This is a genomic window from Pseudomonas sp. MAG733B, assembly GCF_036884845.1.
In the GTDB taxonomy this organism is placed as follows: domain Bacteria; phylum Pseudomonadota; class Gammaproteobacteria; order Pseudomonadales; family Pseudomonadaceae; genus Aquipseudomonas.
Genome location: NZ_CP145732.1, coordinates 1,325,837 through 1,341,768 on the forward strand (window position 1 = coordinate 1,325,837; position 15,932 = coordinate 1,341,768).

Below are 15,932 nucleotides of genomic sequence, written 5' to 3' on the forward strand. Positions count from 1 at the left end.
TGATGTGGAATTGAGACTGAGTCTGTTCGGAATAAACCGCTCGATCGATGTGAGCCGTTTTGCCCGTTTTCGCAATGCGGCAGTGGTGCTGGCCTCGGCGCTGTTGGTGATTCCCCTGACGGTATTTCTTCTGCGGCCCGCAGCGGTGCCGGACCTGGCCCACGGCAACGTCGCGGGTGCACGCGCCCTGCTGGCGGGGTGGGCCAAGGGCGACATGATCGTGCTGGTGCGCCATGTCGAGCGCTGCGATCACTCACGCGCCGCTTGCCTGAGAGGCAACGATGGCATCACCGATCGTTCACGCAGTGTCGCGGTAGCTGTGGGTGCGCAGTTCGAGCAACTGGGCCTGGACAAGACCGATATCTACAACAGCCCGATGATGCGTACGGCACAGACCGCCGGCTACATGTTCAACAAGGTCGGTAGCGGTGACGACTGGCTGATCAACTGCAAAGGCACCATGTTGCGCGACGCTCTGGCGCACAAAATCGCCGGGCGCAATCTGATCCTGGTGACCCACAGCGAATGCATGGCGCAACTCGAGAAAGACCTCAAGTTGCCCGGCTCGACCCTGGGTTACGGCGCTTCGTTGTTTGTTTCTGCCGAAACGCTGAACAAACCCCGCATGCTCGGCTTCATCGAAGCCTCGGACTGGCGCTCGGTGACCACCCAATGAATTCATTCACTCGTTATCGTTTTTACTGGATCAACTTCGGTATTCCACTGGCCTGTGCAGCCGTGGTGTTCCTGATGTTCGACCTGACCAAAATCGACATCGCCTTCAACAATCTTTTTTATGACCCGGTGACGCAGACGTTCCCGCTGGACCATGTGCACCTGTTCGAAAAAATCACTCACAAGTGGGCGCGGATCATCCCCAACTGGACCGGCGAGATCGCAATCATCGGCGCCTTGCTGTCGTTTCTCTGGCCACGCCTGAAGGCGGAAAAGCATCCGAAGATCATCGCGTTTCTGGAAAAAATCAAAGTCGCACCGGTGCTGCGGTTTGCCAGCAAACATCGAAGGGATTTTCTCTACGTGGTGTTCGCGTTCTCCATCAGCACCGGCGTGATTCACTACCTCAAGGGCCACACCAGCGTGTATTGCCCGATTGAAACGACTCAGTACGGCGGCAAGATTGAACACAAGGAATGGTACGAAAACTTCGATTTGCTGAAGGTCGCCGGTGACGGTCGTTGCTGGCCGGGCGGGCATGCTTCGGGTGGCTTCACCATGCTCGCGTTGTATTTCGTGGCGCGGCGTTATCGCTGGCGGTATTCCAAGGCAGTCATGTACGGCTCGCTGGCGCTGGGCTTCGTCTATGGCACGACGCGGGTGTTGCAGGGTTGGCACTACATGTCCCACACGTTCTGGGCCGGGATCTTCGTCTGGCTGGCGTGTTTGCTGACGGCGCTGGCGTTTTATGGGCGGGCGCGGTTGGAGTTGCCGGTGAGTCAGGCGAGATCTCTGTCGACTGTCAGGCCGTCATCGCGAGCAAGCTCGCTCCCACAGTGAAGTGAGGTGTACACCAGATCTGAGATTCACTCTGGCCCTGTGGGAGCGAGCTTGCTCGCGATAGCGGTGGGGCAGTCGATATTTTTTCTATTGCCCGGACGCATCATCCTAAACGCCGCGACCATTGCCGGTCCGGATCCTCCCAGACAGTGCTGACCAACGCTGTCAGCACATGATCCTGCCAGTGTCCGTCAATGTTCAAATAGGCCTTGGCATAGCCTTCGCGTTCAAACCCCAGTCGCTCCAGCAACCGAGCGCTGCGCTCGTTGCCGGGGATGTAATTGGCCATGATCCGGTGCAGGTTCATCGTTTCGAACATGTAGCGGATACCTGCGTTCACCGCTTCATGCATCAGGCCTTGGCCTTGATGGGCATGATCGATGTGATAGCCCAGATAACAGGACTGGAAAGCCCCGCGAATGATGCCGCTGAAGTTGCACGCGCCGATCATTTGTCCGCTATCGCGATCCAGCACAGCGAAGTGCACCGCATAACCTTCATCAAACGCCATGGCCTGTTGCGCGAGGCGCGAGCGGATTTTTTCCGCGCTGTAATAGTCGTCGGAACGGATCGGCGACCACGGCGCGAGGTGTGTCTGGTTTCGCAAATAAAAGTCGCTTTCCAACGCAGCTTGGCTCGGGCTGAGGACGGCCAGCGTCACGCGTTTGCAGGGCAGGGAGAGGATCGTCATCGGGCGCTCCGGTGGACATTGCGGATGACGAGCAATCTACAGGCAAAAAAAAGCCCGCGGGAGGGCGGGCAAACCGTAGTTTCTTGAATGAGCGAGGCAAATGTACAGGTTGGCGCGCGGCGGCGGGGTGAAGAAAAGTTCATCTGCCTGCTGATGGGTGGCGCAGGCCTGGAGCCCTGCGTGCACCCATCGACGTTGTGTCAGAAGTTGTACTTGAAACTCGTCATCACATTGCGCGGGGCACCGTAGACACCGTACAGACCGGACTGGCTGTAGTACTCGCGGTCGAACACGTTGTTCAGGTTCACCGACGCACTGAGGTTGTGGCTGATGTCGTAGCGCGCCAACAGGTTGGCGACGGCGTAGCTGCCCTGGCTGAAGGTGTGCAGGTCGGCGCCCACTTTGCTCTGCCAGTTCACGCCGCCGCCGAGGGTGACCTTGTCCAGAGGGCCGTGCAGGCGATAGGTGGTGAAAGTCTTCACGCTGTTGCGCGGCAGGTTGGTGCTGATGCGCTGGTCGTCGGCATCGGTGGTCACCGAGTAGGCATACCCGGCAGACGCCTGCCAGCCTTCGGCCAGTTCGCCGTTCAGCTCCATCTCGATGCCTTTGGAGGTGGTGTCCTGTTCGGCGCTGTAGACGTTGTCGTGTTGCCAGATCGCCAGGTTGTCCTGCTCCAGTTTGAACAACGCCAGGCTGGAGTTGAGCTTGCCATCCAGGTGCGTGCCCTTGATGCCGATCTCGTAGCCTTTGCCTTCCATCGGGTCGAGGGGTTTGTTGTCTTCGTCGGTGACCCACGAGGCTTGCGGGTTGAAGATTTTGGTGTAGCTGGCGTACACCGACCAGGTGTCAGTGAGGTCATAGACCATGCCGGCATAGGGAATGAACACACCGTTTTCTTCACGATTGACCTCGGTTTCTTCACCGCCGTAAGGGCGATCGGAGGTGTCGCGCTTCCAGTTGATCACGCGGCTGCCGAGGATCAGGCTCAGGTCGTCGGTGACGCTGAAGCGTGAGGTCAGGTAAGCGGCATACTGGTCTTCGTCGATCGAGGATTTGCCGCTTTCGGTGAAGGCCAGTTTGGCAGAGTTGCCGTCCCAGTTGTACAGGTTGTCGATGGCGCCCGCCGGCGACCCGGCATAGTCGTAACGCCAGCCACCCCAGCCCGGTACGTTCTCCTTGTACTTGGACAAGGTCATGCCGGTGATCAGTTCATGTTCGCGGCCGAACAGGCCGAACGGGCCGGTGACGTACAGGTCGAGGTTGTCCTGGCGCGGCGTGCCGGAGAAGCGCACCGGCAACTGCGAAAGTCCGCTGCCATCCTTGTTGAGATCGCCCATGGCGAAGTTGAACAACTCGTCGAACTTGTTTTCAGCGTGGGTGAGTTCGATCTTGCCGCTCCAGCCATTGCCCAATTGCTGCTCGATGGAGGTGAAGAAACTGGTCTGCTCGTGATCGTTGTACGACCAGTTCGGTGCTGCGTTGATCGAGCGCTTGAGGTTGGTGCGTTCGCCGGTACTGAAGCGAGTGGGCAGGCCGGAGCGCAGCGGCGAGTCGACATCGGTGCGCTGATAACTGAAGCCCATGGTCAGCAACGTGTCTTCGGTCAGGTCGAATTCGGTGATGCCGTAGATCAGTTGCGATTGCAGGTTGTAGCGATCGATCCAGGCCTTCTCGGTTTTATAGTCAGCGACGAATCGCCCACGCACGTTGCCCGTTTCGGTCAGCGGCCCGGACACGTCGAAACCGGTGCCGTAGCGATCCCAGTTGCCGGCCTCGCCAGTGACGCTGGCCTGGGCTTCGGCGGTTGGCCGTTTGCGGATCAGGTTGATGGTCGCGCTCGGGTTGCCCATGCCACTGATCAGGCCGGTTGCGCCGCGTACCACTTCGATGCGGTCGTACATCGCCATGCTTTGCGCATAGTTATCCAGGCGGGTGTTGGTGGGAACACCATCGATTTCATAGTTCTGGATCGCGAAGCCGCGCGACCAGTAGGCGTCTGTCTCGGACCCCAGGCCATCGCGCACGACCGTGATGCCGGGCGTGGCTTCCATGGCATCGGTGAGGTTGGTCAGGCGTTGGTCGTCCAGACGCTGGCGAGTCATGACGGTCAGCGATTGCGGGGTTTCCCGCGGGGTGAGGTTCAGGCGCGTCGAGCTACTGGACGAATAGGTGGTGTAGAGCCCGGTGCCTTCGGTGATCGAACCCGGCGCCTTGCCGGAAATCGACACCGCGCCCAACTGCAATGCATCGCCGACACTGGCGTGCAGCGAGTAGTTGCCATTGTCACTCTGACTGCTCTCAAGACCTGTGCCGGCGAGCAGAATCGCCAGGCCGTGATCCGTTGCGTAACGCCCCTTGAGCCCCGACGTGGTTCGCCCTTCAGTCAATGACGTGGAATAGGACAGCAAGATGTGTGCGGTCTCGCCGAAGCGGGCCAATGCAGGTGCCAGCGGCCCGGCGGGAATGTCGAAATCCTGCTGCGTTTGCTCGGCGGCCGTCGCCCAGTTCGGCAACATCAGCACTGGGGCGGTTGCGGCCATGCAGGCGATGCCTTGAACCACTGCGCCAGCCAGGTTTTGCTTGAGAGAAAAATGCCAGCCCTGGCGTTTGCGAGAGGTGAAGTCCACGAGTTGTTCCCCATTGAATTGAGTGTCTGGGGTTTAAGTCTCGCGAGAATCGAAAACGGACCACCCAAGCGCAAAATAATTTGAGCGTCAGGCCATTCGGGGCTTCAACGTGACCCAGTAACGGGTGAATTGCTGGACGTCGAGTTGCAGGGTGTCGGCGACGGCGAGGATGATTCGCTCGGTATTGCCCAGGGGGAACGTTCCGGAAACGCGAACATCGGCGATCGCCGGGTCGCAAGCCAGATGCCCGCGCCGGTAGCGGCTCAAGTCCTCGAGGAAATCTGCCAGACGCTGGCCTTGGGCAACCAGCATGCCTTGAGTCCAGGCCGGGGCGGTCAACGCGACGGTTTGCCGGAGCAACAGGCCCTGATCATTGAAGCTGACTTGCTCGCCAGCCTTCAGCGCAAGCGGTTGATGGCGTTGCAGCGAGGGGCTGATCGCCAGCGTGCCCTGATAAACGCTCACCTGAGTGAACCCTGCACGCTGCCTGACGCTGAAGCGCGCCAGCGCAGCCTCAAGGCGACCGTCGGCGGTTTCGATCGACAGCAGGCGGCCATCGGCGATGGAGTCGCGGGTGATCAGTATCTCGCCACGCAACAGTTTGATGCGTCGACTTTCACGTTCGAACACGACGTTGATGGCGCTGTCGGTGTTGAGTTGAACCTGTGTGTTATCGGCGAGCACGGTACGCCGCTGTTCGCCGATCCTGCTGTGGTAGTCGGCGGTCATGTCTTGCAGGAGCGCGGTGTCTTTCAGGCTCCAGGCACCCGCACCGGCCGCCAGCAGCACACTGAGTTGCTTGATGGCCGCACGCCGCGACAGCGTTGGCCGCAGCGTCGCCTGCGCCAGGGAGCGTTGGCCTGGAGTACGAATATCACTCATGCGCTGGGCGAAAGCTTCGGCCCGTTGCCAGGCGCGTTCGTGCAAAGGATGCGCCTGACGCCAGCTCATCCAGGCCGCCAGCGTCGCTTCGCTGACGTCGCGTTCCTGAAGTTCCAGATGCCAATGCATGGCCTGTTCGGCCATGTCGCCGGAGATTGTTTGCAGGTCGTTGCCGTTCACAGTGCATCCAGGCTTTCATCGAGCAGGATGCACATTGCCCCGGCCTTGACGATGTAGCGCTTGACCGTGGTGATGGAGACGTTGAGTCGTTCGGCGATTTCCCCGTGGCTCAAACCGTCGATCTGCGACCAGAGAAACGCTTCGCGCACCGGGCGCTCCAGACCTTCCAGCGCGGCATCGAGGGCGATCAGGGTTTCCAGCAGAATTGCCTGGGTTTCCAGGCTCGGCGCCACCTGCTCAGGCATCGCTGCAAGCGCCTCAAGGTAGGCGCGTTCCAGTTTTTGCCGACGGTAGTGATTGGATAAAACGCTCTGCGCCACTTTCGCCAGGAAGGTGCGCGGGGCGTGCAGCTCCGGGACCTGTTCCTTGGCAAGCAAACGCATGAAGGTGTCCTGGGCCAGGTCCGCCGCGCTTTGCGAACAGTTCAGCCGGCGCCTTAGCCAGTTCTGCAGCCAGCCGTGCTGTTGGCGGTAAAGCACGGCCACGTCGCAGAAGCTGATTTGGGAAGATGGGAGCATGGTGGGAAGGCGCCGAATGAGTAAATATTACAAATGATAATACTTATCATATAGATCGGCTGGGCATGGCTGCAACAGGAGTGTGCGGGGAATGATCTGAGCTGCGTAGCCAGAGGACTTGGCATGGGCGCGGGCCAGGGCTCGCCCACAAAGCCGTCCGTAGGCTGCGAAAGTATCGCCATCGAAGGTTTCCAGTTCGTCCGACACTTTCATGTCGCGCAACTGCCGCACGTAGGTGTTGAGGCGGCGTTAGACGCAAACTCCGAAAGCTCTCTGTTTCATAGCATTATTATGTTATGTATACGATACATTGGTCGGTGAATGTAACGGTAACAGGACATGGACTATTCCCTGCTGGTTTCCCGGCTTGGCAAGCAGATACGTGATAAGCGTGTGAATCGGGGCCTTACACAAGCTCGGCTGGCCGAACTCGCCGGGCTGACTCGACAGAAAGTCATTGCGGTAGAGAAGGGCACTCTGTCGGTAGCCATGGTTGCTTACGCGCGCGTCCTGGGCGCTCTGGATTGTGAACTCGCGGTCATTCCTGCGGCGATGCCGACCCTTGAAGAGCTAGGGGATCTGTTCGAATGAAAATGACTTCTCTTGCTGTCAGTACACCTGAGGGCCTCAGCGGCCGAGTCCTCACCAGCGCTGACGATTTCATTTTTCGCTATCACGAAGAAGCATTGCCAGAAATGGCAATCAGCTTGTCGATGCCTGTGCGGCCTGACGAGTTTCGACGACGGGATCTGCACCCCATTTTTCAGATGAACCTGCCGGAAGGCTATGTGCTGGAGCAGCTTCGTAATCGCCTGGCTAAAACCGTAAATGTCGATCCGATGCTGTTGCTGGCACTTTCCGGAAGCAGCTCGCCCATTGGCCGCGTTCGGGTGCGTTCCGAGGCAGTCGACGCTTTGTTGGGGGAGCAGCAGTTTCCGGGGGAAAAGCTTGAAGAGATTCTGACGTGGGACGGTACCGAAGATATCTTTGCCGGACTTCTCGATCGCTACATCCTGCGAGCCGGTATTTCAGGTGTTCAACCCAAAGTATTGGTGCCGGAGCAGCGGGAAGCGGAACTGTCCCGCGTGACTTCGAAAACAGCGGACTTGATCATCAAAAGTGGCCGTGACGAGTTCCCCGGGCTTGCGATCAATGAATTCCTTTGCATGTCCATTGCCAAGGAGGGAGGTCTGCCTGTCCCGGAGTTTTATCTGTCTGACAATGCAAAGCTGTTTGTCATGCGTCGCTTCGATCGCGACGACCAACTCAACCCGATTGGTTTTGAGGACATGGCCGCTCTCATGGGGCTATCAGCGGATCAGAAATACAGCAAAAGCTACGCTGCAATCGCCAAGGCCATCCGTTTGTTCTGCCCCGCGCAGCATCTGCGATCCTCCCTTGATCAGCTGTTCGATAGCGTCGCCTTGAGCTGCATCGTCGGAAATGGCGATGCGCACTTGAAGAACTTCGGTTTGCTCTATTCGGAACCCACGCAGCGCGATGCGCGCCTTGCACCTGCTTACGACATCGTCAACACCACCGCCTATATCCCGGAAGATGTGTTGGCGCTGGATCTGGCAGGTAACAAGTCAATGTTTGCTTCGCGACAAGGATTGCTGGAGTTTGCACAAAACTGCGAGATCGAAAAGCCAAGGGAGCGCATTCAGAAACTGCTTGCCGCAGTTGAAATGGTGATTGCGAGCTATCCCGAGTATCGAGAGCAGGCACCTCATGTCGTTGGCGCCATTGAACAGGCAGCGGCGCCTTTTGCTCTGACGTTTGGCTGATTTCGGCGGGTGATCAGCCGGGCTTGGCGCATGTTTTTGCCAAGAATGGATCCGATTAATGTCGTCAATAAAATGACGAGTTATGCAGGCCAATTGCCGTACGGCGGCAAAATAGACAACCTATTGACAGTGTCAGCGGGATCTCCCATTATCGGCCCGGTTTTGATGGCCTAGCGCCATAAAAACGTCGGTCGTGACTGGGTAGTTTCCCACGCTTCGCAGCCGCAATATGATGAGAAAGCCCACACCGTTAGCGGACTTCAAACACTAGTATCCGCTTGAATCTTCAGGAAGAAATTTCATGTTCGTTGAGCGAGTACTGGTCACCGGCGGGGCTGGATTTATCGGGTCGCATCTTGTGGAAGCGTTGCTGGCCAAGGGTTACAAGGTTCGCGTGCTGGATAACCTGTCCACCGGTAAAGTCAGTAATTTGCCGATGGACAATGCCAACCTGAACCTGGTGATCGGCGATGTCGCCGACAGCGCCGCCGTGGCTCAAGCCATGCGCGATTGCAGTGCGGTCGTTCATTTGGCGGCAGTTGCCTCTGTGCAAGCCTCGGTGGATGATCCGGTCGGTACTCATCAAAGCAACTTCGTCGGCACCCTCAACGTCTGTGAAAACATGTTGAAGGCTGACATCAAGCGCGTCGTGTTCGCCTCCAGCGCTGCCATCTACGGCAACAACGGCGAAGGCTCGGCCATCGACGAAGACACCCCCAAGTCGCCGCTCACGCCGTATGCCAGTGACAAGTTGTCCAGTGAGCATTACCTGGATTTCTATCGCCGTGAGCACGGTCTGGAACCGGTGATCCTGCGCTTCTTCAACATCTTTGGCCCACGCCAGGATCCGTCTTCGCCGTACTCCGGTGTAATCAGCATTTTTACCGAGCGAGCGCTGAAACAGCAGCCTGTGTCGATTTTCGGCGACGGCGAGCAGACTCGCGACTTCGTCTATGTCCAGGACCTGGTAAGCATTCTGCTCCAGGCCGTGGAGGCGAACGCGCCGCGCGCGGGTGCGGTGAACATCGGCCTCAGCCGCTCCACCAGCCTCAACGATCTGATCGCTGAGCTGGGGACGGCCACCGGCAATCCTCTGACGGTCAATCATCAGGCGCCACGGCAGGGCGACATTCGCCATTCGCGCGCCAACAATGCCCGTCTGCTCGAGCGCTTCAAACTCCCGGAGCCGACATCCGTCGGCAAAGGTCTAGCGCAACTCATCCGCAGTTTGTAACTCGGTCGGTTTTGCTGCCCGACGTTCAAGCATTACTGGTTCAGTCATCTCAAGAGTGAGTTATGGAAATCGTTTTTCGCAGGACGCGTGTCCGCTCGGTCGCCAAGCGACTGTTAGCCGCCCTGGCGCTGTGTGTGAGCGGGCCTGCTGTGCAAGCCGCCGCATTGACGCCTCCTTCCAGCGTGACTTTCTGGTATGCCGACGAGCCGCCAATCTCTGAGCTGGCCCAGTTCGACTGGGCGGTTGTAGAGCCGGGGCATCTGACTGCGGGTGACGTCAAAACCCTGCGCAAGTTGGGCAGTCAACCGTTCGCGTACCTGTCGATTGGCGAGTTCAGCGGCAACAAGGCAGCCATTGCCAAAGCCGGTCTGGGCAAGGCCGTCAGCCCGGTGCGCAACGCCGCTTGGGACAGCCAGGTGATGGATCTCGCATCGCCGGCCTGGCGTGCGCATTTGCTTGGCGAAGCCAAGGCGCTCGAGGCTCAAGGGTATGCCGGTTTGTTCCTCGACACCCTCGACAGTTTCCAGTTGATGCCGCAAGGCGAGCGGGAAAAGCAGCGTCTGGCCCTCGCCAGTTTCCTGCGCGAACTGCACAAGACTCAGCCGAACCTGAAGCTGTTTTTCAACCGTGGATTTGAAGTACTGCCAGAGCTCGATGGCGTAGCCGCTGCAGTCGCCGTGGAATCCATCCACGCCGGTTGGGATGCGTCCGCCAAGCGTTATCGCCCGGTGCCGGAAGCCGATCGCCAGTGGCTGGAAACCCAGTTGCAACCGCTGCGCGCCAAAGGCATCCCGCTGGTGGCGATCGATTACTTGCCGCCCGAGCGTCGCGATGAAGCGCGCAAACTGGCCAAGCGTCTGCGCGAAGAAGGTTTCATTCCGTACATCGGCACCCCCGATCTGGACTCGATGGGCATCAGCAGCATCGAAGTCCAGCCGCGTCGAATCGCGCTGGTCTACGATCCGCGTGAAGGCGACGTGATCCGCAACGCCGGGCATACATTGCTGGGTGGTTTGCTTGAATACCTGGGCTACCGGGTTGATTACCTGCCTGCCGATGAGACATTGCCCGACCACCGTTTCAGCGGTTTGTACGCCGGCATTATCACCTGGATGACCAGCGGCCCGCCGCAGGACGCGCCGGCGTTCAACCGTTGGTTGGGCAAGCGCCTGGACGAGCAGGTGCCGCTGGTGTTTTTCGCCGGTCTGCCGGTGGAAGACAAGCTGTTGCTCAAGCGCCTTGGCCTTAATCGCGGTGCGCCGCCGGCCACTCAAGCGTTGACCATCACCTATCAAGACAAGGCGCTGCTCGGGGCGTTCGAAGCACCGGTGCAGCCCCGATCCCGTGACCTGACCGCTGTTTCCGTCCTGCCGGGCGGCCCTAAGGCTGCGTTGCTGTTGACCGGTGAAGGTGGTCAAACGTTTGCTCCGGTGGCCGTCGCCAATTGGGGCGGTCTGGCCCTGGCGCCGTACATTCTCGAAACCAACAACGAGCGCAGCCGCTGGATTCTCGATCCGTTCGCGTTCCTCCAGGCCAGCCTGCGTTTGCCGGTGCAACCGCGCCCGGACACCACTACCGAAAACGGTCGCCGTATCGCTACGGTGCACATCGATGGCGATGGTTTCCCGTCCCGCGCCGAAGTTCGCGGCACGCCTTATGCGGGCAAACAGGTGCTCGATGATTTCATTCGGCCCAACCCGTTCCTGACGTCGGTGTCGATCGTCGAAGGTGAAATTTCCCCGCGCGGGATGTTTCCGTTTCTGGCCCGCGAGCTTGAGCCGATCGCTCGTGAGCTGTTCGCCAACCCGAAAGTCGAAGTCGCCACGCACACCTTCAGCCACCCGTTTTTCATGCAGCCGGAAGTGGCGCAAAAGCGTGAAGGCTTCAACGCGGAATACGGTCTGAAAATGGCCATTCCCAACTACGACAAACTGGATTTCCGTCGTGAGATTTTCGGCTCGCGTGACTACATCAACTCGCAGCTGACCACCCCGGAAAAACCGGTGAAGCTGATCTTCTGGCCGGGCGATGCCTTGCCGTCGGCGGCGACGATCAAGCTGGCCTACGACGCGGGCCTGAAAAACGTCAACGGCGCCGAGACCATGCTGACCAAGGCCAACCCGTCGCTGACCGGTTTGAACCCGTTGCTGCGGCCCACCGCCGGCGGTTTGCAGTACTACGCGCCGATCATCAACGAGAACCTCTACACCAACCTTTGGAAAGGTCCGTATTACGGTTTCCGCGACGTGATCGACACCTTCGAACTGACCGACAGCCCGCGCCGTCTGCGTGGCCTGCATCTGTATTACCACTTCTATTCGAGCACCAAGCAGGCCTCGATCAAGGCGATGAACGAGATCTACGGCTACATGCGTGACCAGCAGCCGATGTCGTTGTGGATGAGCGACTACCTTGATCGTCTGCACGGTTTGTATCAGGCAAGCCTGGCGCGCACCGCTGACGGCGACTGGCAGATTCGCGGCATGGATGCGTTGCGCACCGTGCGCCTCGATCCGCAGATGGGTTGGCCGGACTTGCTGCGTTCGCAGGGCATTGCCGGCGTACGTGATTTGAAGCAAGGGCGTTATGTGCACTTGAGCAGTGACCGTGCCTTGCTGGTGTTGCGCCCGGATCGCGACCCGCGCCCGGCACTGGAGGAAGCCAATTTGCCGTTGCTGGACTGGCGTTACCTGGATGACCAACGCGTGAGTTTTTCGTTTGCAGGGCAAGTCGACCTGACCTTCTCGGTACGCTCGGCGAGCGCTTGCCGCGTAGAAGTGGATGGTCAGCGTTTTGCAGGCAAGGCATCTACCGGTCTGTGGATTTTTCAATTACCAATGAAGCAGGTGAGTAATGGTCAGCTCCTCTGCAACTAATTCTTCAGTCACTAAAAGCAGCCGCCTGCTCAACCCATGGGCATTGGCGGTGGTGGCGGTTGCCGTGGGAGGTTTGCTGTGGGCGACCTTCCAGCGCGAAGAAGTATTCCAGCCTGATGGTCGTGAGCCGGACGCAGTGTCGGCCAACTATGCCGAACTGCTGCTGACCGCTCACCCGGAAGACGATCACCTGCGCCTGCAGTTGGTCGACCTGTTGATTCGTCTCGGTGATTACACCAAGGCCCGTCAGCACCTGGAAAACTGGCCCGAGCCGAACGTGCAATTGCAGGCGTACTACCGCCTCGAACTGGATGCGCTGGAAGCGGCCAAGAACAGCGACCTGATCACCCAGCAGGCTTTGGTCGAGCGTCTGAAAAGCTTCGATCACCGGATGTTGCCACTGCCGCAATTGCAGAACCTGGCCAAGCTCGCGCTGACCTTGCAAGCGCCGGCATTTGCCGCCAGCGTCTATGAAGAAATTGCTGCCCGTGATCCGCAACAGCACACCGCAGCGCTCAAGTCTGCTGCGCAGTGGTACCTGGCGGGCGAGAACCCGGCGCGCGCTGCCGAAATTTATCTGGAGCTGAAAAAGGACACCGATCAGGCAGGCGAGCGTCGTGAATACGCGCAGCTCGCATTCAATAGCCTGTTGGCGTCCGGGCAGGGTGACCAGGCTGCACAAGTGCTCGACGATGAAATCGACTCGCTGATCAACCCGCAAACCGACACGGCGTGGGTGCAGCAAGGCGTCGATGTGGCCATCGCGAGCAAGCGCTTCGATCTGGCGCAACGCTTCCTGCAACAGTGGCGCGTCCTGCAACCGGACAACCCGCAAATCCTGCAGAAGGATTTCAGCATGCGCCTGGCCCTCGGCGATCTGCCGGGTGCCTGGGAAAGCGGCCAGCAACTGTTGGCCGAACATCCTGAAGATTTGCACTTGCTGGAGCAAATGGCGCAGCTGGGTGAATGGCGCGGTGAAACCGAAGCCGCGCTCGGTTACTGGATTCGTCTGCTGAAACTGCGCGAAACCGCAGAGACCCGTGAGCACGCCTGGCGCCTGGCCAGCCAGCAGTTCGACTTTGATCGTTCGATTCCATTGCTCGCCGAGATCATGGACCAGCGGGCGCTGACCGACATCGAACTTGATGCACTGATCTACGGTCACGAGTCGCGCGGCACGCCACAGCAGGCCGAAGCGTGGCTGCACACGTATCTGCGCAAGTACCCCCAGCATCGCCTGGCCTGGACGCGCCTGCTGCAAAACCTGGAAAACACCGGGCAATACGCGGCCAAGGCCAAGGTCTACAAGGACTACTCGAAACGCTTTGCGCTGACCAGCACCGAGCGCGTCGATTGGGTCGACACCTACCTCAAGCTGTTCGACAACAAATCGGCGTGGCAGGTGTTGCAGGTCGATAACCGCAAGATCACCGATCCGAATTACTGGCGCTCCCGAGCCGCACTGGCCTGGGACCTTGAACTGGACGATGAACTGCAAGAGTCGCTGGAGAAAATGCTGGCGCTCAAGGGCTCGCTCAATAGCGGCGACGAGAGCCAGTTGATTACTCTTTATCGCACCAGCAATCCGCAGCGCTCTTTGCAGTTAATGGTCGGCAGTTGGCAACGCACCCATGATCGGCAGCGGTTGGTCGAGGCGTTGCAGCAAGCGCAGGAGTTGCAGGACTGGCCGCAAGTGGAGTCGCTGCTCAAAGATGCCGAGCACTACCCGGATGCTTACGGGCAGGCTCAAGTATTGGCGGTGCGTGGCGCCCTGGCGGTGCAGAAAGGCCAGACCGACGAAGCGCAGCGCTTGTACAAGGAAGGCCTGGAGCGGTTCCCTGACGACAACCTGTTTCGTGAGCGCCTGATGTGGCTCTACGTCGATCAAGGCAACACCGCAGAGCTCAAGCCGTTGCTGACCAAATGGAAAGCCCAGGCGCGTGAAGACCGGATCTTGTGGCTGCCGTTCGCCAGTGCCAGCCAGATGCTCGGCCGCGACAGCGAGGCATTGGCCTGGTATCGCATGTACCTCAAGTCCAGCCCTAATGACTGGTTGGTGCAAGCGGCCTACGCCGATGCGCTGGACAGCGCCGGTTATCAGGACGCGGCCCAGCGCTTGCGCCTGAAGTTGTTGCGCAGCCCTGAAGGCGAAAACCTGCAGCCTTCATCCCAACGCTATGGCATCTGGTTGCGTTTGATGGCGAGCAGCTATTCGCCGAAAAAGGCGCAGCAGGAAGTCTTGAAGTGGAAGGATGGTTCGCCGGCAATGCTGCAACTGTGGTTCGAGCGCTTGCTGGCGCGTCTTGATGCAACCAATCAGGAATCGCAAAAAGACCAGTGGCTGGATTGGGCGCGCAGTCAGGGTTTGAAGGTAGAGCGTTATGAGCAAATTCAGCAAGCCTTGCGCAGCCGTAACAAGGCGCAGGTCGAAACGCTGTTGGCCAGTAGCGACCTGAACCCGGCACAACGCGCGCAGGCCCTCAGTCGTCTGGGTCGCCTGAATGAAGCCCTCGACACCAGCCTGACAGCGCTTGGTGACGAGCAGCCGGAAGCGGTGCGCGAACAGCTGCGTCGCCAGGCCGTGGAAATCCACGAGCGCACACCGCAAGGCGCGCAGTTGTCGTGGCATGAGCAGGACTTCGGCGGTCTTGAGTTCAAAGCGCCGCGTCTGGAAATTGCGCACAACCTGGGTGATCAGTGGTACGCCGATCTTGAACTGGAACAGGGCGATTACAGCGGCGACGACATCGAATCATCGCGTATCGGTACGGAACGCAACGCGGCCCTGACCCTGCAACGTGCGGTAGAGGACGGCAGCTACAAACTGTTCGCCGACACCAGTCAGCGTGACGATGACGACCGCAATGGCCTGGGCCTGTCCCGGACCTGGCAGTTGGGCGTGAGCGATGAGCTGGAAACCGGCGTCGACTGGCATCGCAAGAACGAAGACAGCGGCTTGATGCGTGCTTTCGGCCAGCAGGATCGCGTGTATCTGGGTGGTCGGCACAGCCTGACGGCCCGCGATCAATTCAGTTGGGAAGTCGCGCAGCGGTCGTTTTCAACACGTGCCGGTGATGATTTGGGCGATGGTCATGCGCTGAAAATGGAGTTCAACCACACGCTGGAATTCGCCGGTCCCAACTGGACCGTGCGCAGCGGTGTCGATTACCAGAAGAACCGGGTCAAGGACAAAAATCTGGATTATCTGTCCAGTAATTTTGGTGGTCCGGTCATCAGGGCGGCGCCTGTGCAGACGTTCGATCCTGAAACCGGTGTGCCCGATCCGATCAATCCACTGGACATCGAGACCGTCACCGCTGACGACTTGCTGCAAAGCCGCTATGGCCAACTGTATTTCGGCAGTTCCTGGCGCCGTGGTTTGCCCGGCGCGCTGGTGCGTACCAAACCGCAATACACCTGGCTGGTGGACTTGACGGCAGGCTGGCAATGGACGGATCAAACCTTCAACTACGGCATCAACACCGGCATCGGCGTTGAAGTGCTGGGTGACGACGAACTGGCCCTGACCTTCGGCTACCAATCCGCGCCACAAGGCGGGGATGGCAAGGCCGGCGGAACACTGGGTGTGAGCTACGGCGTGCGTTTCGGACGCTGATCATGG

General features: G+C 59.3%; 11 protein-coding genes and 1 pseudogene. 7 read left to right on the forward strand and 5 right to left on the reverse strand.

What is annotated here, in order from left to right:
- Positions 1–4 precede the first annotated feature (4 nt).
- Both V6Z53_RS05975 and V6Z53_RS05980 read left to right on the forward strand, forming a co-directional pair.
- Complete coding sequence (locus tag V6Z53_RS05975; RefSeq protein WP_338584599.1) at positions 5–676, forward strand: histidine phosphatase family protein; 672 nt, start codon at positions 5–7, stop codon at positions 674–676.
- Positions 673–1,515 carry a phosphatase PAP2 family protein gene (locus V6Z53_RS05980; RefSeq protein ID WP_338584600.1) on the forward strand — a complete coding sequence of 281 codons (843 nt, stop codon included), beginning with the start codon at positions 673–675 and terminating at the stop codon, positions 1,513–1,515. Before V6Z53_RS05975 ends, V6Z53_RS05980 begins: the two co-directional genes overlap by 4 nt.
- Positions 1,516–1,618: 103 nt before the next feature.
- On the opposite strand, the gene rimJ is transcribed toward V6Z53_RS05980, so the two are convergent.
- The 5 genes and pseudogenes from rimJ to V6Z53_RS06005 all read right to left on the reverse strand — a co-directional run.
- On the reverse strand, positions 1,619–2,206 hold the full coding sequence (rimJ, locus tag V6Z53_RS05985) for a ribosomal protein S5-alanine N-acetyltransferase (RefSeq protein WP_338584601.1): 588 nt from the start codon (positions 2,204–2,206) through the stop codon (positions 1,619–1,621).
- Positions 2,207–2,406: 200 nt separating this feature from the next.
- Positions 2,407–4,746, reverse strand: a complete 2,340-nt coding sequence (locus tag V6Z53_RS05990; RefSeq protein ID WP_338586455.1) for a TonB-dependent siderophore receptor — start codon at positions 4,744–4,746, stop codon at positions 2,407–2,409.
- A 174-nt stretch (positions 4,747–4,920) separates the two neighbouring features.
- Positions 4,921–5,895, reverse strand: coding sequence for a FecR domain-containing protein (locus V6Z53_RS05995; protein WP_338584602.1), 975 nt, complete (start codon positions 5,893–5,895; stop codon positions 4,921–4,923).
- Positions 5,892–6,413, reverse strand: a complete 522-nt coding sequence (locus V6Z53_RS06000; RefSeq protein WP_338584603.1) for a sigma-70 family RNA polymerase sigma factor — start codon at positions 6,411–6,413, stop codon at positions 5,892–5,894. The genes V6Z53_RS05995 and V6Z53_RS06000 overlap by 4 nt, the downstream gene beginning before the upstream one ends.
- A 99-nt stretch (positions 6,414–6,512) precedes the next feature.
- Positions 6,513–6,647, reverse strand: a pseudogene (locus V6Z53_RS06005) (DUF2252 family protein); the annotation flags it as partial.
- A gap of 105 nt (positions 6,648–6,752) precedes the next feature.
- Between V6Z53_RS06005 and V6Z53_RS06010 the strand changes: the two are divergent.
- The 5 genes from V6Z53_RS06010 to V6Z53_RS06030 all read left to right on the forward strand — a co-directional run bounded on the left by V6Z53_RS06010 (position 6,753) and on the right by V6Z53_RS06030 (position 15,926).
- A complete protein-coding gene (locus V6Z53_RS06010) occupies positions 6,753–7,004 on the forward strand; it encodes a helix-turn-helix domain-containing protein (protein ID WP_338584604.1) in 252 nt (83 codons plus the stop codon).
- On the forward strand, positions 7,001–8,200 hold the full coding sequence (locus tag V6Z53_RS06015) for a type II toxin-antitoxin system HipA family toxin (RefSeq protein ID WP_338584605.1): 1,200 nt from the start codon (positions 7,001–7,003) through the stop codon (positions 8,198–8,200). The genes V6Z53_RS06010 and V6Z53_RS06015 overlap by 4 nt, the downstream gene beginning before the upstream one ends.
- A 301-nt stretch (positions 8,201–8,501) precedes the next feature.
- A complete protein-coding gene (locus tag V6Z53_RS06020; protein ID WP_338584606.1) occupies positions 8,502–9,434 on the forward strand; it encodes an NAD-dependent epimerase/dehydratase family protein in 933 nt (310 codons plus the stop codon).
- Between the two features lie 62 nt (positions 9,435–9,496).
- Positions 9,497–12,310, forward strand: coding sequence for a bifunctional glycoside hydrolase 114/ polysaccharide deacetylase family protein (locus V6Z53_RS06025; protein ID WP_338584607.1), 2,814 nt, complete (start codon positions 9,497–9,499; stop codon positions 12,308–12,310).
- The gene (locus V6Z53_RS06030) at positions 12,288–15,926 is read left to right on the forward strand and encodes a tetratricopeptide repeat protein (protein ID WP_338584608.1); all 3,639 of its coding nucleotides are present in this window, start codon (positions 12,288–12,290) and stop codon (positions 15,924–15,926) included. Before V6Z53_RS06025 ends, V6Z53_RS06030 begins: the two co-directional genes overlap by 23 nt.
- Positions 15,927–15,932: the final 6 nt, after the last annotated feature.

Bases quoted from the DNA above. Each gene is read 5' to 3' on its own strand.
- V6Z53_RS06010 (WP_338584604.1), top strand. From the start codon at position 6,753: ATGGACTATTCCCTGCTGGTTTCCCGGCTTGGCAAGCAGATACGTGAT.
- V6Z53_RS06020 (WP_338584606.1), top strand. From the start codon at position 8,502: ATGTTCGTTGAGCGAGTACTGGTCACCGGCGGGGCTGGATTTATCGGG.
- V6Z53_RS05990 (WP_338586455.1), bottom strand. From the start codon at position 4,746: ATGGCCGCAACCGCCCCAGTGCTGATGTTGCCGAACTGGGCGACGGCC.
- V6Z53_RS06000 (WP_338584603.1), bottom strand. From the start codon at position 6,413: ATGCTCCCATCTTCCCAAATCAGCTTCTGCGACGTGGCCGTGCTTTAC.
- V6Z53_RS06025 (WP_338584607.1), top strand. From the start codon at position 9,497: ATGGAAATCGTTTTTCGCAGGACGCGTGTCCGCTCGGTCGCCAAGCGA.
- V6Z53_RS05980 (WP_338584600.1), top strand. From the start codon at position 673: ATGAATTCATTCACTCGTTATCGTTTTTACTGGATCAACTTCGGTATT.
- V6Z53_RS06015 (WP_338584605.1), top strand. From the start codon at position 7,001: ATGAAAATGACTTCTCTTGCTGTCAGTACACCTGAGGGCCTCAGCGGC.
- V6Z53_RS06030 (WP_338584608.1), top strand. From the start codon at position 12,288: ATGGTCAGCTCCTCTGCAACTAATTCTTCAGTCACTAAAAGCAGCCGC.
- rimJ (WP_338584601.1), bottom strand. From the start codon at position 2,206: ATGACGATCCTCTCCCTGCCCTGCAAACGCGTGACGCTGGCCGTCCTC.